The following is a 22,632-nucleotide window of genomic DNA, read 5'->3' as shown; positions in this document are numbered from 1 at the left end:
GTCAGGTGGCGAGGCCGGCGACTCTGAGGGCGTGGAGCAGGTCCCAGTGGCGCTCGTCGGAGACGGAGCGGGCCGCGTCCAGCAGAAGCGGTACCAGGCGCCACGGATCGGCTTCGGCGCTGCGGGCCGCCTGCTCGGGAGTGCGCACGCGGACGTACGCGTCGAGCAGGACGCGCACCTCGCGGTCGCGGCCCCTGGCGGCCAGGCCGAGCACGGCCTCGCCGATCTCGGGTGCGGGCCGCGCGACCCCCTGCCGTACGATCTGCTCGCTGTCGGCGCCCCGGCCCGCCGCAAGAAGCGCGTCGGCGGCCTCCACCAGCCGCTCCGCGGGCAGCGAGGCCGCCTCCCAGAGCAGCGTGGTCCAGTCGGCGCCCAGCCCGGCGCGCTCCAACTCCGCCGCGAGGGGCGGCAGATGGGGCGCGGGCCAGTGGACGGCCTCGATCAGCAGGGCGTGCGCCTCGCCGCCGCGGCCTTCACCGCGCAGCCGCAGCAGGGTCCGGACCGTCCGGGCGATCAGCTGTCGCGCCGTGTCGTCGACGGGAGTTCCGGACGTCGCCGTCCGCTCCGGGACGGCGCCGGCGGCGGCTCCCGCGAAGCGCGCGCCGCGGGGTGTGGGGCGGTGGGCGGCGGTCTGCGGGGGAAGGAGGGGGACGACTTCCGGGGCCGCGTCCTCGGCCTCCGTCATCCCGGCGAACCGCGCGCTGCCGCGCCGCCGTTTCCGCGGTGGTTCGGCGACCGGGGGCGCGGGCGCCGGAGCCTCCGCGAGTCGGCCCTGCCCGAGTTCCGGGCCGGCCGGCGTTCCCTCCCGGCCGGGTCGCGCTCCGGCCTGCGGGCCGTGTCCGTCCTGGGAACCAAGAACAGTGCCTGCGGCGCCGTAGCCGTCCGTGCCGGGCGCCAGGGCCGGGCCCGCCTCGCCGCCCGGGACGCCCATGGCACTCGGGGTCCCCGGACGCCGGCCGACGGGCGTCGTGGCCCGGTCGAGGTCCGCCAGGCGGGAGCGGATCTCCGCGCAGCGCGCGGTCGCGCGTTCGAAGTCGTCGTGGGCCCAGGCCAGGTCGGCACGGAGGGCGTCGGCCCGGTCCGGTGTGGTCGCCGTGGCGAGGTCACGGCTCAGCTCGGCCTGGCGTTCGGCCGCGTACCGCTGCTCGCGGAGCATCACGTCCAGCCGGTCGCCGAGGGCCTCCCGCCCGCCGGGCCGAGTGTCGTACGCGGTGACCGCGGCCGCGTACAGGGCGCGTGCCCGGTCACGCTCGAGGGCGAGGGCCGCGGGACGATGGTCCGCGGTGAGGTCGTGCAGCAACGCCTCCATCACGTCCCAGGGCGGCACCTCACGCCCCTCGACGCAGGCCCGCATGCCCTCGGGATCGCGCTGCCAGAAGATCCCGCACCATCCGCGGGCCGGGTCGAGCCGCGCCAGCAGACCGTCCAGGTACGTCGTGAACTCCCGTAGCGGACCGGGGAGCTGACCCCGATGGTCCACGATCACCGCCCACCTCCGCCAGACCGGAACACTCCCGTCCGAACACAACACCAGTCGCGTTACAGGGCTGCTACAGGGAGTTTTCGTCGGCGCGCACGGCTTTCCCCCGGGCGCAGGGGCAGGCCGCGCATCCCCCTGTGTCAGACAGCCTGCCCCTGCTCGCCACATCGGCCGACACACCGGTCTCCGGCCGTGCGGTGGGTGCGGCTCCGCCGCCCTGGGGGTTGTACGGGCTGCGTACAAGGGGGCGGAGCCGCGGGCCTCGACTCCCGACCGAGGGGGGCGTAGGAATCGAGGTGGTGAAACGTACCTTCATGGGGCGCCACTGTCTCTCCACCCCACGGGTGAACCGTTGGCCAGGCGTTCGCACCCTGATGATCCTTTGGCCATTCGTTCGTGCATATGCGGAACGAATGTGCGGCGACGGTAGGCCGCAACCTCTCCCCAAGGCATTCCGGTTGTCCGGTCATGCGGCACGAATTCGAGATCAGCCACCGCGAAGAGAACGAATGGACCATCGTGGAGATCCGCGGCGAGGCGGACATGTACACCGCACCGCGGATCCGTGAGCACGTCTTCGCCCGGATCCGGGCAGGCCACCACCGTCTGATCCTCGACCTGCTCGGTGTGCAGTTCATGGACTCCACGGGCCTGGGCGCGCTCGTCGGCATCCGGAACCTCATCGCACCCCACGGCGGAGAGCTGAGACTGGCCATCAGCCATCCCGACATCCGGCGGATCTTCGCCATCACCGGCCTGCACCACGTCTTCCCGATCTACGACACCGTCGACCTGGCGAAGGCAGCACCGTGAGGCCGACGGCCCCCGATCAGGTACGCCGCGTTGAGCGAGGCGAGCGCTCGAACATCCAGCTAGTGCGTCAGGTCCAGGCGGACGACCGCGCCTATCTCGACGAGCTGGTCGGGCAGCGCTAGGTCGGTCACTCCCATGACGGTGCTGGTGGGCCGGTGGTCGCCGCAGTAAGCGGCATGCAGGCGGGCGACCGTGTCGAAGTGTTCCCGCAGGTCCTTGACGAGGACGGTGGTCTCGACGATCTGGTCGCGGCGGGCGCCGAAGTGTTCCAGCACCCGGTCGAGGTTGTCGAGAGTCGTCTTCACCTGGAGCTCGAAGTCGCCGGCCCCGACGAACGCCCCGGCACTGTCGTGCGACAGCTGTCCGGAGATGTAGAGCGTGTCGCCGGCCTGCACGGCCTGGCTGTACCCGTAGAGGGCTTCCCACGGCAGACCGAAGGCGAATTCCCTGGACTGGACTGTCACGATTTGTCTCCTCATGATCGACCGAACCATCCCGCGAGGACGGGACGACAAACCAAGACCGACTTGAGTCTCCGTGCGACCGCGATCGGTCTCGCCCCCCGCCGGCCCCTGACAGCGGTCAGCGGTCAGCGGTCAGCGGTCAGCGGTCAGCGGGAACCACAATGCGGCGGCCGCGAAGAAGGCCGTCTGCGGAATCCCCGACGGCATGCGCCCGACGTTCCACGGCATCACCGCCATGGCGAGGGCCATGACGGCGTGCAGGAGATGGTCGACCCGGCCACGCCGTTGTTGGCTCCGGAACAGGACCGCCTGCCGCAGCGAGCGGAGGGCCGCGGCCACGAACAGCGCCGTCAGCATGCAGTCCACGACATCGGCGGCGCTCATGCCTGATCGCGCCCTCCCACGAAGCGGACGGGTTCCATCCGGAAGCGACCTGTGCGAACGGGCCGCCGATCAGTCGGTGGGCCGCGGGGCGCGCAGATGGGCCCGCTCCTTCAGTTCCTCCTCCTCGACCAGGGTGTACATGGGCTGGCCCGGGGCGCACATCATGACCACGATGAACTTGGACGGCGCGTCCGACAGGGCGTTGCCGTTCTGGTAGTGGATCTTGTCACCGCCCGGCTCCCACAACGTCTCACCAGCCTTGATCACGCGCTCCGGCTCACCCTCGAGTTCGAAGCGGATGGCACCCTCGAGCACATAGCCGAAAGCCGGCCCCGAATGGCGGTGCGGGGGCATTCCGGGGTGACCGGAGGGCCACTCGACGAGGGTGGTCATCGCCGACGCGCCCTCGGGGATGAAGGGAGGCTTGACGTCCGCCAGCATCTTGGGGCCGAAGCCGTTCTCTGAATCCATTTCCTGCATGGTGCTGCACCTCCGTGGCTCTGCCCGGAACGGACGGACAGACGAACTCACGTCGCCGGTTCAGGGCTCGTACAACTCGTTTCACGCTCGACACGGAGCACGGCCCGCATCCGTGACTCGCCGAGCGCCTTCTGCTTCGGAGGGGGGTTCCTGACACCACCCTGCCCTCCGTCAGCGACCTCCACAATGCGGGGCCCGCCGCACGGACACCGCCGTGGATCGTGTGGTGTGCGTGCCTGGCGGGCATGGGCGGACCGGTCCAGCAGGACGGGTACGCGGGGTGCCACTGCCGGCCGGGAACGGCCCGCACTCGTTCTGGCGCACCGCGGTCGGCCGGTGTCCGGGATCCACCTGTCCGCTGGAGGCCGGGGCGGCGGAGTGACGGACCGGACGCGTCCCACTGGACGGAGCGCGCCGACTCAGCCGAACATGCCGACCTTGTAGCCGCCGGCCGGCTGCTGGGTGATGATGTTGATCCGGTTGTAGGCGTTGATGATGGCGATGAGGGAGGCCAGGGCGGTCAGCTGGTCCTCGTCGAAGTGCTTCGCGGCGTTCGCCCAGGCCTCTTCGGTCACCCCGCCTGCCGCGTCCGCGACACGGGTGCCCTGCTCGGTCAGTTCCAGTACGGCACGCTCGGCCTCCGTGAAGACCGTCGCCTCCCGCCAGGCGGCGATCAGGTTGAGCCGCACCGAGGTCTCCCCTGCGTGGGTGGCCTCCTTGGTGTGCATGTCGGTGCAGAAGCCGCAGCCGTTGATCTGGCTGGCGCGGATCTCCACCAGGTGCTGGACAGTGGCCGGCAGCGTCGAGCCCGCCAGCACCTTGCTGGCCGAGACAAGGTGCTTCAGCACCTTGCCCCCGAGGGAGTTGCCGTAGTAGTCGAGACGCGGATCCATGGGTCTGGGCCCTTCTGTCAGAGTCGCGGTTACGCACTACTGACCGGACAGCCCGGCAAGGTGTGACACCCGAACCCATGTGATGCGGGTCTCATGGGGACGCCGGCTGCGAGTCCGGAGCATCCTGGCCCCGAGCACGTACAGGCGGCCGTCGAGGCCGCGGACGCGCTTCTCGTGGCCCCGGGCACAGGCGGGCGAACGCCTGAGCCGGCTCTCGCGTTCCGTGCCGAGGTGGCTGCGGAGCACGTGCCGGCGCAGGGCGAGTTGCTGCGTTCGCCGAGCTCGGTGGCGACGAGTGGGGCACTCCGGGCGAGGTACTACACCTCAGGCGCCCGCTCCGGAAGGCTTTCCGCGGTGGGCGACATGGACGATGGCCGTCGACGCGGCGATCTGGTCGAGGCTGAAGATGGCCCCGATGCAGAACACCACCCAGACGGAGAGGATGGTCACGCCGTCCCCGACCCCGTCGTTGTGGAAGTAGGCGAGCCCGTTGATGGCCCGCACCCCGACACCGGCGGGCATCACCGAGGCCAGCGGCTGCAGCCAGCCGGGAAGGAACGACGGGGGCAGGACTCCGCCGCTGGTGGCGTTGCCCATCACCAGCATGAAGATCGAGCCCAGCGGGACGCCGAGCGGCCCGAAGATCCGGATGAGCAGGACGGTTCCGGCCGCGACGGCCCCCGCCATGAGCGCGATGACGCCGGCCAGGGCGATGAAGGACCCCGGGATCGCGTCGAAGACGGTGCTCGCGATGAGCGCGGTGGCCAGTCCTCCCACGACCGCGAAGATCGTGAGACTGAGCACGCGTTGCGCGAAGGACAGCCGTGGCGCCAGCTGGTACGTCATCTGACCGAACAGGAAGCCCGCCAGGACGAGTCCGAAGGAGGCGTAGAAGACCGACAGGCCGCGGCTGTCCCCCTTCGACAGCGGAAGGATGTCCAGCACCCGCGTCCTGCTGCCCTCGGGGGCGGCGGCGTGGCCGAGCGGCGTGATCATCGCCTTGACCGCCAGGCCGTTGGCACCCGCGTACAGAAGCCGGGGCGGGCCGGAGGTGTCCAGGTAGGCCGCGTACGCGGCGCGGTGCTCGACCGCCGACCTGGCGGCGTCCTCGTCCCGGTAGCGCTCGACCTGGAACGCGTCGGGCGCCACGCGCTGCAGCCTCACGTCGAAGAGTGCCGCCGCCCGGTCCGGAGCGGCCACCGCCACCGGCAGTCGGTGGGCCTTGGGCGTGTGGAAGGCGGCGAGAAAGACAGCCACGAAGACCAGTCCGATGGTGAGCACGGTGACGACCGGGGCCAGCACCGCCTGGGAGCCGGTCAGGCCACGTCGGACCGGCGCCGCGTCGGTGCGCGTACCCGCCCGGTGCCGGGGCCGGCTCCTGTCCGGACTCAAGTCGGGCGTCATGGCGTCTTGCTGCACGAGCACATCTCCTGGTGAGGCTCCCGGGGACGTGGCGGGCCCCCCTCCGGCCCGCCAAGTCAGCACTTGCTGACATAGCGACTGTAGGGGAATCCGGCGCCCTGGCGGCGGACGGTTGTCACGAGGCCGCCTAGTACTGAACCGCCCGGGGAACCGTCGCCCGGAGTCCGGACACCTGGCAGCCGCACCGCGTGGGACGGCTCGTGGCTACTACCCGGTGCCGTAGGTGCAGCCGTCCACGTGATGCGGCTCACCTCCCAGCGACCTGTCACCCGGACGCCTGGTGCACGACTGCATCCGAAGGGCGTGGCCCCTGGCGCGCCGGAGGCCACGAGGCCGTGGCAGAGTCGGCTGCAGGGGTGGGCAGACGGCAGAAGAAGGGACGTCGCGTCGATGAGCGCCGTAAGGCCCGCGCGCCGAAGGGATTCGGCGCGCACCAGACAGCTGTTGGTCAAGGCCGCGGGCGAGTTGCTCGCCGAGCGCGGGTTCGAACGCACCACTGTGCGCGACATCGGCGAACGCGCCGGAGTGGACCAGGCCCTGATCGCCCGTTACTTCGGCGGCAAGACTCAGCTCTTCATCGCTGTTCTGCGCGCCGAGACGGGCGACGACGTGCCGTTGGACCTGCTCCACACCGAGCGGCTGCGGGAGCTCTTCGAACGCGTCGGGCGGCGCGGGCCCGGCCCCGTCTTCCAGGCCGCGGTCCAGCGCCCTCATGATGCGGCGGTCGAGAGCGCGACACGCGAGGAGCTTCGGGTCCGGATGGTCGCCCCCTTGACGGAGGTCTTCGCGGGGCAGGGACTTGACCGGCCGCAGCTGCGGGCCGAGGTGGCGACGGCCGCGTTCATCGGGGTGCTGATGGGACGCAGCGCCGGTGCGTTCGAGGAGTTGGCGGCGGCGGACCCGCGGGAACTGCTTCCCCTGGTGCAGCGGCTGCTGAGCCACTGAGCAGACTCCATGGTGCTCATGGCGGTCCGCTCCGTCCCCGACCCGGCCTGCTCGTCATGCCTGCGCTCCGCCGGGTCGGCCCGGCCGGGCCTCGCCATGCCGGGGCCGAGGCTACGACCGGGTGCGTCAGGGGAGATCCTGCTCGGCCCAGACGACCTTGCCCGGTTCGGTGTACCGGACGCCCCACCGCTTGCTGAGCTGGGCGACGAGGAACAGACCTCGGCCGCCCTCGTCCAGCGACCGCGCGTTCCGGAGCCGGGGCGAGGTGTTGCTCCTGTCGAAGACTTCGCAGATGAGGACATCGTGGTGGATCAAGCGGAGGGTGAGTGGGCCCTTGCCGTAGCGGACCGCGTTGGTGACCAGTTCGCTGACGATCAGTTCGGTCGTGAACGCCAGCTCCTCCAGCCCCCACTCGGCCAGTTGACGCACGGCCAGTTCCCGGCACGACGTCACGACGGCCGGATCGGTGGGAAGATCCCAGCGGGCCACCCGGTCGGCAGCCAGGAGGTGGGTGCGGGCCATGAGCAGCGCCGCGTCGTCCCAGAGCGGCTGGTCGAGAACGTCGGCGGCCACCCTGCCGCACAACTCGTCCAAGGAAGACTGCGAACCGCACCCGGCATTCGCCAGGGCCTCGGACAGCCGCGTCATCCCCGTGCCGAGATCCCGGCCGCCGCACGTGATCAGCCCGTCGGTGAAGAGGACCAGCAGGCTGTCCTCGCGCAGCTTCCACCGCACCGACTCGATCGAGAGCGTCGCCACACCGAGTGGCGGCGCCGACGGCAGATCCAGGAAGGTGACCGTGCCGTCCGGTGCCAGCACGGCCAGCGGCGGGTGGCCCGCACCGGCCGCCGTGCACTCCCCGAGAACGGGGTCGTACACGATGTACAGGCATGTCGTGCCCACCGGCCCGAAGCGAAGCCGCTCCCCGTCGGCCGTCTCCTCCGCGGCGAGCCGGACGACCAGGTCGTCCAGGTTCGCCAGCAGCTCCTCCGGCGTCAGGTCCATGGCAGCCAGGGTCTGCACGGCGGTCCTCAGCTGACCCATGGTGGCGGCCGCATGCACCCCGTGTCCGACCACGTCGCCGACCACCAGCGCGAGACGGGCACCTGGCAGTGGGATGACGTCGAACCAGTCTCCGCCGACTCCTCCGTGCGTGTCGGCGGGCCGGTAGCGCCAGCCCACCTCGGGCAGAGACCCTCGTGCCGGGCTGTGCGGCGGCAGACTGTGCGGCAGCAGGCTCCGCTGCAGAGCCAGCGCCGTGGCGTGCTCCCTGCTGTATCGATGTGCGCGGGCGAGGGAGGCCGCGGCCCGAGTGGTGAACTGCTGGACGAACAGGAGGTCGTCCTCCGTGAAGGGTCCGGACCGCAGCGCCCGTGCCACGGACATCACTCCGAGCACGCCGTCCGGAGAAGTGATGGGGGCGGCGATGAGCGAGTGCGGCCCGAAGTCCCTGACCAGCGCGGCGAGGTGTCCGTCCGCATGCTGCTCGGCCGAAGCGGCCTCACTCACCGGCCGTTCGATCTGGTCGAGCAGTGCCCGGCCCTCGGAGACCGCACGCGCCGTCACTGACGACGGCTGCGTCCGCACCTCGTCACCCACGGCCGGCCCCGACGTCGAGAGCGGCCGCAGGGACTCCTGCCCGGCCCGGCGCAGCGGGACCCGTCGACGGGCGCGTCCGTCCGGAAGTGCCCCGCCGGGGACGGCTGTGTCCAGCAGATCGACGGCGGCATAGTCCCCGAGCAGCGGAACCGCGGTGTGCGCGATGCTCTGCGCCGTCCGCGTGATGTCGCGGCTGTCTTCGATGCGGTCGCCGAGCTCACTCATGAGCTGCCTGCGCTGCCGGGCGCGCCATCGCTCGGTCACGTCCAGCACGAGGCACGCCACACCGAGAACACGGTCGTGCGGTCCCTGGAGCCGGGCGAAGGAAGCCGAGTAGGCGCGACCGGCGGGATCGGCCATCGTTCCGCCCTGGTACTCGTGATCGATCAGTGGCACACCGGTGTCCAGCACCCGGCGTATCCGCGCCCCCAGTTCGGCGGCCCGGGAGGGAGGGAACACGGCGTCCAGTCCCTGGCCCAGGCGCTGCTCGCGGGGCACTCCGCCGACGCGGGTCTGCGCGTCGTTGAGCCACACGCAGCGCAGGTCCGGATCCAGCACGGCCACGCCGACCGGTGCGTCCTCCAGCAGCCGTCTGACGGCCGACCGGTCCACGCCGTGCCAGGTCACCTGCTCGGCCGGGAAGGCCTGGAGCAGTCGTGACCCGGCTCCGCCGTCGTCGGTCAGGACGGACACCCGCACGATCAGTCGCAGACGGCGTCCGTCGCGGTGCCGGGCCACGACGTACTGCTCGCGGACCGCACCCCGCGCCGGGAGTCCGCCCCCGCCGAACGCGTCGAGGAGGCCACCGGAGACCAGGAGCGAGTCGACGGGCTTCCTCAGCACCTCGGAACCCGTATAGCCCAGAAGCGCTTCGGCCTCGTCCGACCAGGCGGTGATCAGACCGAGCGCGTTCAGCATCACCGGCGCGGCCTCGAACGGCGGGGTCATGCCCCCGGCATCAGCACGGAAAGCCATCGCTGTCCGCCCTGGAGAGGTGGAGCACAGGGGCTGGACCCAACGGGGCCATGAGCCATTGCGCCTCGTCCGCACACGCCACCTCGCACTCCGCCTCCTCACAGGAAGTCGCCGGCGGCCCCGGCACGCCCGCGCGGAAGCCGGAAGGTCTGTCGGGTCCCACCGTCGATCTCCCCGCGCCCCTCACCGCGCCACCGCGGTCGCGGAACTCGCTGCCGGGAGCCGTTGCGATGCGGATGCGGGATCCCAGGAAGGCCGCGATCTTGTTCGGGTTCCACACCCACATGACCGTGTGGATCCCGTCCTGCGATGCGGCTGTCGTCAGGAACGTGGTGGGCTCGCCGTCTCGGTAGATCATGAGGCCGGTACGGCCGTTGGCATCGACGGGCCTGAGGTCCGCGCCACTCCAGGACCGCCGGGTGGCGGTCGCCAGGTTCGCCACGCGTGCGCGGCCCAGCACGGGCACCCGAGCGGCGCCCCGGAAGCCGTTGCCGTCGGACAGGCTGACGGCATCGGGGGTGAGAAGGGCTTCCAGCGAGCCCATGTCCCCCGTTCGAGCCGCTGAGACGAAGGCGTCCAGGAGGCGTCGGTGCTCCGCCCTGTCCACGCTCTCCCGCCGTTCTTCCGACAGACGCCTGCGAGCGCGGCTCACGATCTTCCGCACGTTGACGAGACTGAGCCGAAGGATCTCGGCGATCTCGGGATAGGCGTAGTCGAACGCCTCGCGCAGTACGTACGCGGCGCGCTCGGTCGGGTTCAGCCTCTCCAGCACCAGCAGCAGGGCCAGCTCCACGGCCTCTCCTCGCTGGGCGCCCACCTCCGGGTCCGAGCTCGTGTCGACGGGCTCGGGCAACCACGGGCCGATGTAGGTCTCCCGGCGCACACGCGCCGATTGTGCGACGTTGACGGCCAAGCGGGTCGTGGCACTCGAAAGGAAGGCCACCGGGCTGACCACCGCGCGGCGGTCGGCCTTCTGCCAGCGCAGCCACACCTCCTGAACCACATCCTCGGCCTCGACCACGCTGCCGAGCACGCGATAGGCGATTCCGAAGAGACGTGCCCGGTGCTGCACGAAGACAGAGGCGGCCTCTTCGAGGTCACTCGGCCTGGGGGACATGCGGTGCATCGTTTCGGCCACCTGACCACAGTGGATCGGGGCGGTACGCAAGCGCATCGCATGAACGAGTGATTCCGCCGCTGCTCCGACGGGAGGTGTCACGGATCCCGGACGACCCGGCCGTAGTGACTGACACCTCCGGCCATCGGAGTAGACCCCGGCTCTCGTCGAGCAACGTCCTTCCACCATGGTGCTGGTGATCGGCACCGGAGGCGCTGGGCTGCGCGCGGCCATCGACCCCGACCGTACGGAGCTGTCCGCCCGCGACCGTGTGGCACTGGCGTCCTACAGGGAGACCAAGGAGGGGCGGGGGACGAGGGCAAGCGGCCGCCGCCTGTTCGCGGTCCATGGCCCCGCGGCCGCGGTCGGCCTCAGCGGTGGCACAGGCCCGTGCGGATATCGACGACTTGCTCACGGCCGACGAACGGGAGAAGGTCCGCGCCCTGCAGCACGCCATCCGCAAGCGACTGTCCGGACCTGGAACCCACGCTGCGGGTCGATCTTGTGCGATCCCCGACGACGGGCAGCCGGCGAGCTCACGAGCACCGCATGGCCGAGCTCGCCGAAAACCCGCGTGTCTCGACGAGCGGATGGGGCCCACGCGAGGCCCGGTACCCGGGGCCAATCACCAGATCATGCGATGCGCGCCCCTCGCCGTCGCGCCGAGACTGCCGGTGTCGGCCGATGGTGTTGCGCCGGTCGGCCGGACGGCGCCGACGAGGTGCGTCGGCGGCTGGATCCGTCACCGCCGCGGCTTTGTGCGGGAGGTGACAGGCGATGGGGCGGAGCGAGCTGAGGAGCAGCGCAATGGACGGGTTCGTGCACCAGGGGCAGATCACCAAGGTGGTCTTCGGCAGCGGCACTCGGCTCCGCATCGGGCAGGAGGTCGCCGCCCTGGGATGCGGGCGGGCCGTGGTGCTGTCCACACCCGGTCAGGCCGCGCAGGCGGCCGCGGTGCAGGAGACACTCGGCGACATGGCCACGGGCGCTTTCGCCGAAGCGGCCATGCACACGCCGTTGCACGTCACCCGGGCGGCCTTGCGTTTCGTGGCGGCTCAGCAGTCCGACTGCCTGGTCAGCGTGGGAGGCGGGTCGGCGATCGGGCTCGGCAAGGCGGTGTCGCTGCGCACCGGACTTCCGCACATCGCGCTGCCCACCACGTACGCGGGGTCGGAGATGTCTCCGATCCTGGGCGAGACCGACGGCGAACGGAAGACGACACGTCGCCTGCCCGAGGTACGGCTGAGGACGGTGGTCTACGACGTGGATCTCACCGTCACGCTCCCGCCGGCCATGGCGGCGGCCAGTGGGCTCAACGCGCTCGCCCATGCGGTGGAGGCACTCTATTCCAGAGACCGTGATCCACTCGCGTTCCTGATGGCCGGTGAGGCCTTCACCGCGCTGACGACCCATCTCCCCGGTGTCGTGGAACGACCGGACGACATCGAGGCCCGCTCCGGGGCACTGTACGGAGCCTGGCTGGCCGGCGCCTGTCTGGGCACGGTCGGCATGGCACTGCACCACAAGATCTGTCACGTCCTCGGGGGCATGTTCGCACTGCCGCACGCCGAGACCCACGCGGTCGTGCTGCCGCACGTCGTGGCCTTCAACGCGCCGTCCGCGCCGCGGGCGATGGCACGGATCGGCACCGCACTGTCCGGCGCCGACCCGGCGAGGGGGCTGTACGAGTTCACCGGGCGGCTCGGGGTCCCCCGCTCGCTGCGCGAACTCGGCATGCCCGAGTCGGGCATCGAGGCGGCCGCCGACCGAGTGCTGGAGGACGCCTACTGGAACCCCCGCCCGGTGGACCGGCGCGCCGCCACCGGGATCCTCACCCGCGCCTGGCACGGGGACCCACCGACCGAATGACCCCGAAGAATGCACGTCCGCCGCGGCCCGCCGTCCGCGGTGGCGACCAAGAGCAAGGGAGACATACATGCGAGACCTGGACAGCACGGGCATCACCGAGGAAGTGATCTCCGCCATGGCCGGAACCGCGGATCCGCGGGTGGCGCAGATCCTCGGCTCACTCGTCCGTCATGCGCACGACTTCGTCCGCGAGGTCGGCCTGACCGAGGAGGAATGGGCAGAGGGCGTGGACTTCCTGACCCGGACCGGTCAGCTGTGCTCACCCCAGCGCCAGGAGTTCATCCTCCTGTCCGACGTCCTGGGCATCACCATGCTCGTCGACGCGATCAACCACCGCCGGGACGGCAAGGCCACGGAGAACAGCGTGCAGGGTCCGTTCTTCCGGGATGACCGGCCGTCGCGGGACGCGGGGGACGACATCTCCGGGGGCATTCCCGGAGCTCCGCTCTTCTTCGACGGCCAGGTGCTGGACCAGCACGGCGACCCGGTCGCCGGAGCGGCCGTGGACATCTGGCACAGCGACGGCTCGGGCCACTACGACGTCGATGTTCCCGGGCTCACCCAGCCCGCCATGCGCGGCCTGTTCCGGACGGACGCCCAGGGACGCTTCGCCTTCCGCTCCGTCCGGCCCGCCAGCTATCCGATTCCCGGAGACGGCACCGTGGGTGAACTGATGAAGGCGACAGGACGCCCGCTGATGCGCCCGGCCCACATCCACCTGGTCATCGAGGCGGCCGGGTACCAGCGGGTGACGACCATGCTGTTCCCCTCGGACGACCTCTACCTCGACCAGGACCCCGTCTTCGGCGTCAAGCAGTCGCTCATCGCCGACTTCGCCACCTACGCGGCGGGGACCGGCCCCCACCAGCAGTCGACCGACGAGGCCTACACCGCCATGCGGCACACCTTCGTCCTGGATCCGCTGTCCCGTCGCTGATCGGCGCGGCCCGGGGCGGGACATCGCATCCGTGTCCCGGGCCGCCAGGTCCCGGCCCCGGGCACGGTCGAGGCCGACGGTCCGTCAGCCGACGGACATCCCCACGCTCTTCCCCGTCCCTCGGCAGCCAGCCGAGCACCCTTCCACGGAGGCAACCATGCCTGCACCCCTCGATCCGACCGCCGCGTTCCGAGCCACCATGGGCCGGCTCGCCACCGGCGTGAGCGTCATCACGACGCGCAACGAGAGCGACCCGATCGGCATGACGGCGAGTGCTGTCGCCTCCCTGTCGATGGACCCGCTCCAGCTCATCGTCTGCATCGGCAACCACCTGTACACGTGTGAGGCGATCACCAACTCCGGGCGGTTCGCCGTGAACATCCTCGGCGAGGGCAGCGAGGAGCTGGCCATGAACTTCGCCGTCTCCAAACCCGACAAGTTCGCCGGAGTGGACTTCCACGCGGAACACGGCGTACCGGTTCTCAGGGACGCCATCGCCTACGTCGTGTGCGACGTCGCCGCGGCGCTCCCCGGTGGCGACCACACCATCTTCGTCGGCGACGCACGGCACTTCGAGCACCGGGAGCAGGCGCGGCCGCTCCTGTACTTCGCGGGCGGGTTCCGCAGCATGCGACGTGCGCCCTCGGCCGCCGTGCCCGTGCGCACAAGCTGACGGGTGGGGCGGAAGCCGCACATCACGGTGGGCTTCGCGGGCGGGTGGGCGGACGACAGCGTCCGCCCACCCGTCCGCGAGGCGTTCCCCAGCTCTCCGCGTCCGGCGCGGCGAAAGAGAGGTGCGTCGACATGCTGGGACCCGGGTACCGCCGGCAGCTCCAGGCGGTCGTCTCCGGCAGCGCGACTCCCTACGGCTATCGAACACTTGCCCAGTGCTCCACCCCTCAGGGTGGAGGTGTGGGACATGCTGTCCGTAGCGGCCCGGAGGGGCGCAGAGGCATGGTTAAGATCGCCTTGTCTGACAACGAAGTTGTGGGACCTACCGCCGGACGGGCGGGGAGTCAGGCCTGCGGAGGCCGTGCAAGACCGACCCTCACCGGTCGGCAGTTGCCTGTGAAACAGGAACCCGAGGTGGTACCGCGTAGCGGTACGGACCAGAATCTCCTGCCCTCGGGCAGGAGAGGGCGTCAAACGCTGACCCTGTGGACCGCCACAGCGGTGACACCCCCGCGCGGCCCCAGGACGCGCAGCACACGTCCTGATACGACATGCGGCCGCCGCCTCCGGGTGGGAGGCGGCGGCCGCATGTGGTGTCCTGCGCCGGCACGGTGCGTGCGCGCACCGGCTCCGGATCAGACGGTGGTGAAGACCTCGTCGTAGTGGAGTCGGGGCAGGCGCGGCGACCAGGCGTTCTCGCCGGGCTTGCCGATGTTGACCACGGCGAGGACCCCGTGTTCACCGTCGGGGAAGAACTCCTTGTTGATCCCCTCGGCATCGAAGCCCGTCATGGGTCCGGCCGCGAGGCCTGCGGCGCGCACTCCCACGATGAAGTAGCCCACCTGGAGCGCGGCGTTGAGCCGTGCTGACTCCTCCCGCACCGACCTCTCGGCGAAGAAGACGTCCTTGGCCTGCGGGAAGTGCGGGAACTGGCTCGGCAGTTCCCGGTGGAACTCGTAGTCCGCCGCGAGAACGGCCACCAGCGGAGCCGACGCGGTCTTGGCCCGGTTGCCCTCGGCCATGTGCCCGAGCAGGCGCTCACGGGCCTCGTCCGACCGGACGAGGACGACGCGCAGCGGCTGCTGGTTCATGGAGGTCGGGCCGTACTTCACCAGGTCGTGGATGGCACGCACCTGCTCGTCCGTCACCGCCTCGTCCGTGAACGCGTTCGCCGTGCGTGCGTCGCGGAACAGGAGACGTTGGGCCGCGGAGTCGAGTACGAGAGACATGGACACCTCTGGGGGAAGTCGGAAACGGAACAGCACGGGCCCGTGTCGTACGGGGACCGACGCACACGGCCCGACGTCGCCAGTCTCCGCAGGACGGCTCCCCCGCCGCATCGCATGAACTGGTGATTCGCGGGACATCGTCGTCCGCTCTCCGCATGCCTCCGGGAGGGCCCACACCGTCGCTCGGGCCCCCCGGCGAGGCGTTGTCACCCGGGTGAAGCCCGGACGTGTGCGGCACCCCGGCTCGGAGGATCCGGCATGCTGGACCCATGCGGAACGACTGGATCACCGACCGGTCACCGGAGAGCACGGACCAAGGGTGATGACGACCTTCCCTCTTCACGGCCGGGACAGCGAGCTCGCGATCCTGCGGGAGGCCCACACCGCCGTGCGGAGCGGCGGCGGAATGTGCCTGCTCGTCGAAGGAGCCCCGGGCGTGGGCCGGACGAGGCTCCTGCAGGAAGCCGTGCGTATCGGTCGTACGGAGGGCTTCGATGTCGTCCGTGTCGAGGCCGACGAACTCGACCAGTACGCCTCTCGGTCCACGCTGCTGGCCGCGCTGCGGGAGGCCGGCGAGGGCGACGGCGAAGAACCTGGACAAGGGGTGGCCGAGCAGCCCTTCTGGGTCCTCGACCGTATCGCCGAGATCCTCGAACGCCGAGTCCGGCGGGCGCCGGTGTCCGTCGTGGTCGACGACGCGCAGTGGGCGGACCCCACCACGCTGTCCGCCCTGCGCGCCCTGCCGAAACGGCTGGTCGACTCGCGGATCCTGTGGATCCTCGGTATGCAGACCGCGAGCGGGCGGGCCCTGGCCCGCCACGCGCGCGACTACTTGGAGGAGAACGGGGCCACACGGCTCGTCCTGCGCCCCCTGGACACCGAGGCGATCACGAGGATCGCCGCGGACCTCCTCGGCCGCGCGCCGGAATCGGGCCTCGCGCCGCTCCTGCGGGACGTGCACGGCAACCCCTTCCTCGTCGTCGAGCTCCTGCGGGCCCTGGAGCGGAGCGGAGGCCAGGCCCCGATCGCCGGCGGTCCGCCCGTCCCTGCCGGTTTCCGGCGCACCGTCCACCGGCGCCTCGGGGAACTGCCCGAGGACGCCATGCGGCTGCTGCAGATCGGTTCCGTGCTCGGCAGGAGGTTCGACCTCGTGACGGCCGCCCGGATGCTGGACCGCCGGGTCGGAACGCTCCTGCCCGCGGTCAGTGCCGCGCTGGGCGCCGAGCTGCTGGCGGAGGACGGCGACCGTCTGGCCTTCCGGCACGAGCTGGTGCGCCGCGCCGTGTACGAGGAACTCCCCCGCCCCATGAGATCGGCTCTGCACCGGGAGGCCGGGGAGCTCCTGGGCACCGCGGGCGCACCGTCGGCCGAGGTGATCCGGCACGTCGTGCTGGGCGGGGGGCCACTGGACCAGGAGGCCATGCGGACGCTGCTGAGGGCGGTCCGCGACATCGCCGCTACGGTGCCCGAAGCCGCCGCCGACCTCGCGCTGGAAGCGGCGGACCGGCTGTCCTTGAGCGACCCGCGCAGGATCGAGCTGCTGACCGAGGCGGCGTACCAGCTCACCGGAACCCGCCGGATCCAGGAGGCACTCCACCTGGTGAACAGCACGCTCTCCGACGACCTGGCCGCCGCACAGCAGGCGGCCCTGCATCTGGTCGCGGCCGAGATCCACCAGGCGGCAGGAGACGACACGACTGCCATGGCCCACACGCGCCTCGCGCTCGCGCTGCCCGACCTGCGCGAGGACGTGCGCACCCAACTGCTCAAGACGCAGGGCACCGGGCTGGTGTCGATGGGCGAGCTCGCGTCGGCCGAGGCGATCGGGGGCATGCTGATCGAGGGCGCCCGCAGGAGCCGGGACACCGCGGTGGTGGTGAGCGCGATGGTCTTCCAGTCCCAGATCGCGTTCTACCGCGGCCGGCTGTCCGACGCCGTCGAACTCGCCGAGGAGGCCAGGCAGCGGTCGGACGCCGAACCGCACACCATACGGTTGCGCCCGCCGCGGGTGCCCGCGCTCTGGCTGGCCACGGTCCTGACCGCCACGGACCGCCTGGACGACGCCGAACGGACCCTGCGCGAGGGCCAGCGACAGGCCGAGGCACTGGGGCTCGGCTGGTCCCTTCCGCACTGGCACGTCCACCGCGCCTGGGTGCTGCTCGAACGCGGCGCCCTGGACGACGCGGCCGTCGAGGCGGAGGCGTGCCTGGCGGTCGCCGACGAACTGGAGATCACCCGTGCGGTTCCGCTGGCGCGGGCGGTGCTCGCCGATGTCGCCGTGCGCCGCGGAGACCTGTCCCAGGCACGGACGCAACTGCGGACCGCCGAGGCGACGGCCGGCATCGGGAACCCGCCCCACGGTCCCTGGCTGGCATTGGCCAGGGCGGCTCTGCTGGACGCGGAGAACCACTCCCGGGAGGCGGCCGACCTCACCCGCGGGTTCGGCACAGGGCCGGCGTGGCTGCCGTCCCTACCGCCCAGCCACTGGCCGCGGCTGGTGCGGATCGCGCTGCGGGGCGGCGGGCGGGAGGCGGCGGAGGCGATCCGTGCGGTGCTGCGGCGCATCGCGGGCGAGGGAGGCGGCCACGTCGTCACCCGGGCCGTCGACGCCCATGTCCAGGGCCTCGTCGAGGGCAGCCCGGAGCCGCTCCGAGCCGCCGTCCGGGACTACCGGCGAGGACCTCGGGTCCTGGCGCTGGCGGCCGCCCACGAGGACCTGGGCAATGTCCTCATCAGCGAGGGCGCCGTCGACGAGGCCGTCCCGCAGCTCCGGGAGGCACAGGTCCTGCTGCGCCGGTACGGCGCCGCCCGCGACCACGACCGGGTACGCCGGCGTCTGGGCGACCTGGGTGTGCGGGCCGCCCCCGGACCCCACCGGCCGGCGGCCACGTCCGGCTGGGACAGCTTGTCCGAGTCGGAGCTGAGGGTCGCCCCGCTGGTCGCGGAGGGCCTCACCAACCGCGCCATCGCCGAACGCCTCTATCTGTCCGTCCACACCGTGAACACCCATCTGCGGCACATCTTCACCAAGCTGGGCATCAACACCAGAGTCGAGCTGACCCGGCTGTTCCTCGAGCGCGAGGCCGCGGGCCCGCCGGAGTCCTGACGCGCCGATCACCCGGGTGATCCGGGTCCGCCCGTCCGGCACTCACCCCGGCTCGACGCATCATCTCCCCGTTCCATGCGTCGATACGGAGGAGTCGGACATGACCGCACCACACGCCCTGCGACCTGTCGCCCCCGCGCCCGCGCGAGCGCGGGGCGGGACGGACAAGGTGGTGGCCACGGCCGGGGAGGGGGTGGCCGACGTGCCGGACGGGGCGTCACTGGCGGTGAGAGGCTTCGGGCTCTCCTTCGCGATGATCCGCGGGCAGGCACATCGACGTCGCCGTCCTGGGCGCCATGCAGGTCTCCCGACACGGCGACCTCGCCAACTGGGCCGTACCCGGCAGGATGGTCACAGGGATCGGCGGAGCGATGGACCTGGTCCACGGCGCCCGCACCGTCATCGTCGTCATGACCCACACCGCCAAGGACGGCTCCCCCAAGACCCTGCGGGAGTGCGGGCTCCCGCTGACCGGCAGGGCATGCGTGAACCGCGTCATCACCGACCTCGGAGTCCTGGACATCACCGGCCACGGACTGCACCTCGTCGAGTGCGCACCCGGTGTCAGCACCACGAAGATCATCGCCAGGACCGACGCCGAGCTGACCGTCGCACAGGGCCTGATGTGAACCACCTCGGGCCGAATACCGAGGCCCGTGACCGCCCGGGGCCGGAACCGACTGTGTCGGTTCCGGCCCCGGGCTCTCTGTTCCGGTCAGGACGCGTCCTGCCGGCGGGCGTAGTCGGCCTGCGCCATGTACTCGGTGTCCTGCGTGTCCTCCTGCGGGAGCTCTATCCCGCACACCCGGCGCGCCAGATCGGCGATCGGCCCGCTCGGGGACAGCTCGGCCCGCTTCATGGTGAGCGTCCGAATGGCCAGCAGTGGAGTGCCGTTGAAGTTCTCGAACACGGCGATCCGGTTGCCCCAGTCGGAGAGGAACAGGTCCCGGATCACCCGGCTGATCTTCATCCGGTCATGCGGCCGCCCGACCGGGCCCGTCTGCAGCGCCTGCAGCCACGGCCTGAGCTCGGGACGCTGCCACTGCCCTTCCGTGGGGAAGATCAGCGACGCACGGCCTGCCAGGTCGATGATCTCGTTCACCATGTGGCCGACGTTCTCCAGGTAGAAGGCACGGCCGAAGTCGAACATCAGGACGTTCGGCTTGTAGAGGCCGCCCGGAGTCGTGAAGCCCTCGTCCTCGGAGGCGACGACATGGGCCTTGAGGGTCTGGTGGAACTCGGCGAACTTCGCCAGCCGGGTCTGGACCGGCGGCAGTTGATACGTGCCGATGTGCTCCGTCATCAGCAGGGCGAGCCCCAGCATCAGCTCGGCACGCACCATCTGCCGGACCAGCGCCTGGTAGTGCAGCCAGTCGAAGACGCGCTGCGGATACAGCGAGGCGTGCTGCGGGTTGCCGATGTGGAACACACGGTTCCAGGGAATGAGCACGTCCTCGAACAACAGGACCGCGTCGAGCTCGTCTCCCTGCGACGCGAGGGGATGCTCCTGCTCCTCGCCGTCCCTGACGTTGCTCTCACGGCAGATGACCGTCACACCCGGGGCGTTCGTGGGGACGGCTCCGAAGATCACCTGCTCCGGCTGGATTCCCGGCCGGAAGAACACACCGATGTGGATCCAGTCGCCGAAGGCCGCTCCGGTGCTGATGGCCTTCACGCCCCGCACCGTGATGCCCTCCTCCGACGTGGCGACGACGCGAAGGGCCGGCGACTCGGCCTGTGCCGACTCCCGGGACCGGTCCGTCTGCGGGTCCACGAAGGCGGGCGTGGTGTTCAGGTCACCGTCCCGGACGAGGTTCCAGAAGTCGGCGATGCCCTCGGTCAGGTCCCGGCCGTCCGTGCCGACGGACTGACTGCTCCAGGGCTCGGGGTCGTCGACGTAGGTGATGAGGACGTAGTTGTTGACGTCCGGCGTACGGGGAGTGGATCCGCCGCCGAGCTCCCGCAGCACCGTCTCGATGTAACGGCGCTTGCGCCGCAGGTCGTCCTTGGACCGGTGCTGGAACCACATCATCGACCGGCGCCGGCCCTCGTCGTCCACGAACGTCATGACGTCCGCCAGGTCGGGCCGGTGGTGCAGGTCGTAGAACTCCGCGATGCGCTGCGCGTACGCCCGCGTCTTCGGATGGGTGGCCACATTGTCGATGAGCTCGTCGCCCACCCACACCTTGCGGCCGTCGTTGAGGGCTGCCAGATAGTCCTTGCCGGTTCGCAGCACGTCAGGCTCCTCGGAGGTCGTCGGGAAGAGAACGGCCTGATGGTGGACGCTGATGGGGTGAGCCGAGCGCCCCGTCGGCCAATCACCCGGGTGATACGCGACGGTCACCACCTCGCGGCCGGTGCTTCGCCGCTACAGAAGCCCTCGCTCACGGGCCCGTGCGACGGCACCGGCCCGACTGTGCGCGCCCAGCTTGCGGAAGATCGCCCTCACCTGGGTCTTCACGGTGTTGTGGGAGAGGTACAGCTCCGCCGCGATCTCACGGAGGGTCAGCGGACCACACAGCGCCCGCAGCACGCGGCGTTCGGCGGCCGACAGTTCCTGGTCTCGGCGTACCTCCGACTCCGTGGCCACCGCGCCCACCGTGTCCGGCGTCGTCGGCAGGAGGCTGCCGAGAACCCCCGGGGACTCACACGCCCCAGCGGTGACCACCGCGCTCCGCAATGCCGCTCGCGCCGCATCGCGATTCCCGCGCCGGTCTTCCAGTTGCGATCGAAGCAGATCGCCCAGGGCGCGGACGTGCGGTTCGCCGCCCGGGCACACGGTGCCGGCCAGGGCCCGTTCGGCATCGGCCAGCGATCGGTCCGCCTCGTCCAGGGCATGGGCGCCGAGCGACACACCCCCGCGGCTGACATGGGCCAACGCGGTCACGAAGTGGCCGCTCAGACCCACTGCGCGGGCCGTCTCGAGGGCCTGCGCACCGAGAGTCCCGGCGCGTCCCGGCCGTCCGGAGAGGCCGGCGCAGGCGGCCTGGGCCCCAAGTGCCCGCACCAGCACCAGCGCATGGCCCGACGCCCGTGCGCTGCGAGCCGCTTCACCGAGCCAGCTCTGCGACTGCTCGTAGTCTCCGTGCCACATCAGGGCCAGACCACGGGTGACGCATCCCAGCGCCCGCCAGCTCGTCAGAGGACCGGGTCCACGCAACTGGGGCACTGCGGGCTCGGTGAGCCGAGCTGCCGTCAGAATCTCCCCTCGCGAGCAGGACACCGCCGACCGCACGATGGCCGTCGTGTCCATCGCACCGGACGGCTCGCCGAACGTGACAGCCCCGGGGCGGCGCACATCGGCCAGATCGAGCCACCGGCAGGCCGTCTCCATGTCTCCCCCGGCGAGCGCGGTCATGGCGCCGACGACGCAGAGCCTGGGATCCGCCGCGACCAGCTCCCTGGGCAGTTGCTCCAGCCAGGGGGCCACATCCGCGTGGCGCCCGGCGGCCACCGCGCCTTCCCACGCCTGCAGCACCGCCGCGGCCGCGGTCGTGAGGTCCGCGCCGAGAACCGCGTGCCGGACCGCGCGCGACGTCTCTCCGCGTTGCTCGAACCATCGTGCGGCAGCCTGGTGCAGGTGGACCGACCCACGCGGCCGTTCGGCGTCCACGGTCCGGGCCAGGACGGAGCGCAGGGCGGGGTGCAGGCGATGGGTCTCGCGCCCGGGCCCGAGGGGAACGAGGAACTGGACCGCCTGAGCGAGTTGCCGCAGCAGGGCACCGGCGCGGGCCTCACCGGTCACTGCCCAGCACGGTCCGGCAGCCAGTTCGTCGAGCACGCTGACATCCGCGAGGAAGTCCCGCTGCCGCGTGGTCAGGCGGTCGAGGACCTCGGCTCGCAGATAGTCCGAGATGGCCCGTTCCACACGGGTGAAGTCCTCCGGCTCCGCGGGAATCTCTCCCGGCCTGTCGATCAGGTGCGCCGCCATGCCCAGGCCTGCCGCCCAGCCCTCGGTGACGGCGTAGAGTTCCGCGAACCGCCCGGCCGGCAGGGCAGCTCTGCTGCCCGCTCCCCCGCTCCTGAAAAGTTCCTCCGCCTCTTCCGGGGTGAAACGCAGATCCTCGGGCCCGAATTCGGCGACGCTTCCCCGGGCGCGCAGCGCCGGGATCGGCCCGCCCGCCACTCGCCGGGTCGCGATCACCACACGGAATCCCTCGGGAATCCAGGTGACGAAGTCGGCCAGCGTCTGCAGAGCCTCGCCGTCCGTGAGGAACTCGAGACCATCGAGAATCAATGTGGAAAGG

The 22,632-nt window shown here is 71.2% G+C and carries 17 protein-coding genes and 1 pseudogene; 7 read left to right on the top strand and 11 right to left on the bottom strand.

Annotated elements, in window-relative coordinates; genetic code table 11:
• Window position 1: 1 nt before the first annotated feature.
• Entirely contained in the window at window positions 2-1,480 is a 1,479-nt protein-coding gene (locus R2S09_RS15140; protein WP_316741495.1) for a hypothetical protein, read from the bottom strand.
• Between the two features lie 468 nt (window positions 1,481-1,948).
• On the opposite strand from R2S09_RS15140, the gene R2S09_RS15135 reads away from it, so the two are divergent.
• Complete coding sequence (locus tag R2S09_RS15135; protein WP_306185185.1) at window positions 1,949-2,293, top strand: STAS domain-containing protein; 345 nt, start codon at window positions 1,949-1,951, stop codon at window positions 2,291-2,293.
• A 59-nt stretch (window positions 2,294-2,352) separates the two neighbouring features.
• Here R2S09_RS15135 and R2S09_RS15130 read toward each other — a convergent pair whose 3' ends face one another.
• From R2S09_RS15130 to R2S09_RS15110, 5 genes are all read right to left on the bottom strand, one after another.
• Window positions 2,353-2,757 carry a RidA family protein gene (locus R2S09_RS15130; protein ID WP_316741493.1) on the bottom strand — a complete coding sequence of 135 codons (405 nt, stop codon included), beginning with the start codon at window positions 2,755-2,757 and terminating at the stop codon, window positions 2,353-2,355.
• A 132-nt stretch (window positions 2,758-2,889) separates the two neighbouring features.
• Window positions 2,890-3,141, bottom strand: a complete 252-nt coding sequence (locus R2S09_RS15125) for a DUF5134 domain-containing protein (protein WP_316741491.1) — start codon at window positions 3,139-3,141, stop codon at window positions 2,890-2,892.
• 69 nt (window positions 3,142-3,210) lie between these two features.
• Window positions 3,211-3,612, bottom strand: a complete 402-nt coding sequence (locus tag R2S09_RS15120) for a cupin domain-containing protein (protein WP_306185191.1) — start codon at window positions 3,610-3,612, stop codon at window positions 3,211-3,213.
• Window positions 3,613-4,040: 428 nt separating this feature from the next.
• Window positions 4,041-4,514, bottom strand: coding sequence for a carboxymuconolactone decarboxylase family protein (locus tag R2S09_RS15115; RefSeq protein ID WP_316741489.1), 474 nt, complete (start codon window positions 4,512-4,514; stop codon window positions 4,041-4,043).
• Between the two features lie 324 nt (window positions 4,515-4,838).
• Window positions 4,839-5,933: an ABC transporter permease gene (locus tag R2S09_RS15110; protein ID WP_306185195.1), complete on the bottom strand. Its 1,095-nt coding sequence runs from the start codon at window positions 5,931-5,933 to the stop codon at window positions 4,839-4,841.
• A 393-nt stretch (window positions 5,934-6,326) separates the two neighbouring features.
• On the opposite strand from R2S09_RS15110, the gene R2S09_RS15105 reads away from it, so the two are divergent.
• Window positions 6,327-6,881 (top strand): TetR family transcriptional regulator, encoded by a 555-nt coding sequence (locus R2S09_RS15105; protein ID WP_316741487.1) that lies wholly within the window; start codon window positions 6,327-6,329, stop codon window positions 6,879-6,881.
• A gap of 126 nt (window positions 6,882-7,007) precedes the next feature.
• On the opposite strand, the gene R2S09_RS15100 is transcribed toward R2S09_RS15105, so the two are convergent.
• Window positions 7,008-9,428, bottom strand: a complete 2,421-nt coding sequence (locus tag R2S09_RS15100) for a SpoIIE family protein phosphatase (protein WP_316741485.1) — start codon at window positions 9,426-9,428, stop codon at window positions 7,008-7,010.
• 259 nt (window positions 9,429-9,687) lie between these two features.
• Window positions 9,688-10,581 (bottom strand): annotated as a pseudogene (locus R2S09_RS15095) (RNA polymerase sigma-70 factor); the annotation flags it as partial.
• A 798-nt stretch (window positions 10,582-11,379) separates the two neighbouring features.
• On the opposite strand from R2S09_RS15095, the gene R2S09_RS15090 reads away from it, so the two are divergent.
• From R2S09_RS15090 to R2S09_RS15080, 3 genes are all read left to right on the top strand, one after another.
• Window positions 11,380-12,441 (top strand): maleylacetate reductase, encoded by a 1,062-nt coding sequence (locus tag R2S09_RS15090; protein WP_306185199.1) that lies wholly within the window; start codon window positions 11,380-11,382, stop codon window positions 12,439-12,441.
• A 67-nt stretch (window positions 12,442-12,508) separates the two neighbouring features.
• On the top strand, window positions 12,509-13,378 hold the full coding sequence (locus tag R2S09_RS15085) for a dioxygenase (protein WP_306185201.1): 870 nt from the start codon (window positions 12,509-12,511) through the stop codon (window positions 13,376-13,378).
• A 157-nt stretch (window positions 13,379-13,535) separates the two neighbouring features.
• Window positions 13,536-14,051, top strand: a complete 516-nt coding sequence (locus tag R2S09_RS15080; RefSeq protein WP_306185203.1) for a flavin reductase family protein — start codon at window positions 13,536-13,538, stop codon at window positions 14,049-14,051.
• Window positions 14,052-14,685: 634 nt separating this feature from the next.
• Here R2S09_RS15080 and R2S09_RS15075 read toward each other — a convergent pair.
• Complete coding sequence (locus tag R2S09_RS15075; RefSeq protein ID WP_306185205.1) at window positions 14,686-15,279, bottom strand: malonic semialdehyde reductase; 594 nt, start codon at window positions 15,277-15,279, stop codon at window positions 14,686-14,688.
• A 322-nt stretch (window positions 15,280-15,601) separates the two neighbouring features.
• On the opposite strand from R2S09_RS15075, the gene R2S09_RS15070 reads away from it, so the two are divergent.
• Together R2S09_RS15070 and R2S09_RS15065 are read left to right on the top strand one after the other, a co-directional pair.
• Window positions 15,602-18,385, top strand: coding sequence for an AAA family ATPase (locus R2S09_RS15070; protein WP_316741479.1), 2,784 nt, complete (start codon window positions 15,602-15,604; stop codon window positions 18,383-18,385).
• Between the two features lie 296 nt (window positions 18,386-18,681).
• Entirely contained in the window at window positions 18,682-19,014 is a 333-nt protein-coding gene (locus R2S09_RS15065; RefSeq protein WP_399143950.1) for a CoA-transferase, read from the top strand.
• An 86-nt stretch (window positions 19,015-19,100) separates the two neighbouring features.
• On the opposite strand, the gene R2S09_RS15060 is transcribed toward R2S09_RS15065, so the two are convergent.
• Window positions 19,101-20,621, bottom strand: coding sequence for a 4-hydroxyphenylacetate 3-hydroxylase family protein (locus R2S09_RS15060; RefSeq protein WP_306185209.1), 1,521 nt, complete (start codon window positions 20,619-20,621; stop codon window positions 19,101-19,103).
• A gap of 132 nt (window positions 20,622-20,753) precedes the next feature.
• Entirely contained in the window at window positions 20,754-22,622 is a 1,869-nt protein-coding gene (locus R2S09_RS15055; protein ID WP_316741477.1) for a LuxR C-terminal-related transcriptional regulator, read from the bottom strand.
• Window positions 22,623-22,632: the final 10 nt, after the last annotated feature.

It is taken from the genome of Streptomyces sp. MK7 (assembly GCF_032658145.1).
Classification (GTDB): Bacteria; Actinomycetota; Actinomycetes; order Streptomycetales; family Streptomycetaceae; genus Streptomyces; species Streptomyces spiralis.
Note: the sequence above shows the minus strand (reverse complement) of the source record. Positions and strands in the feature narration are given on the sequence as shown.

Excerpts from the sequence above, each read along its gene's own strand:
- R2S09_RS15135 (WP_306185185.1), top strand. The coding sequence starts at position 1,949 with ATGCGGCACGAATTCGAGATCAGCCACCGCGAAGAGAACGAATGGACC.
- R2S09_RS15125 (WP_316741491.1), bottom strand. The coding sequence starts at position 3,141 with ATGAGCGCCGCCGATGTCGTGGACTGCATGCTGACGGCGCTGTTCGTG.
- R2S09_RS15120 (WP_306185191.1), bottom strand. The coding sequence starts at position 3,612 with ATGGATTCAGAGAACGGCTTCGGCCCCAAGATGCTGGCGGACGTCAAG.
- R2S09_RS15115 (WP_316741489.1), bottom strand. The coding sequence starts at position 4,514 with ATGGATCCGCGTCTCGACTACTACGGCAACTCCCTCGGGGGCAAGGTG.
- R2S09_RS15105 (WP_316741487.1), top strand. The coding sequence starts at position 6,327 with ATGAGCGCCGTAAGGCCCGCGCGCCGAAGGGATTCGGCGCGCACCAGA.
- R2S09_RS15100 (WP_316741485.1), bottom strand. The coding sequence starts at position 9,428 with ATGACCCCGCCGTTCGAGGCCGCGCCGGTGATGCTGAACGCGCTCGGT.
- R2S09_RS15090 (WP_306185199.1), top strand. The coding sequence starts at position 11,380 with ATGGACGGGTTCGTGCACCAGGGGCAGATCACCAAGGTGGTCTTCGGC.
- R2S09_RS15085 (WP_306185201.1), top strand. The coding sequence starts at position 12,509 with ATGCGAGACCTGGACAGCACGGGCATCACCGAGGAAGTGATCTCCGCC.
- R2S09_RS15080 (WP_306185203.1), top strand. The coding sequence starts at position 13,536 with ATGCCTGCACCCCTCGATCCGACCGCCGCGTTCCGAGCCACCATGGGC.
- R2S09_RS15075 (WP_306185205.1), bottom strand. The coding sequence starts at position 15,279 with ATGTCTCTCGTACTCGACTCCGCGGCCCAACGTCTCCTGTTCCGCGAC.
- R2S09_RS15070 (WP_316741479.1), top strand. The coding sequence starts at position 15,602 with ATGACGACCTTCCCTCTTCACGGCCGGGACAGCGAGCTCGCGATCCTG.
- R2S09_RS15065 (WP_399143950.1), top strand. The coding sequence starts at position 18,682 with ATGCAGGTCTCCCGACACGGCGACCTCGCCAACTGGGCCGTACCCGGC.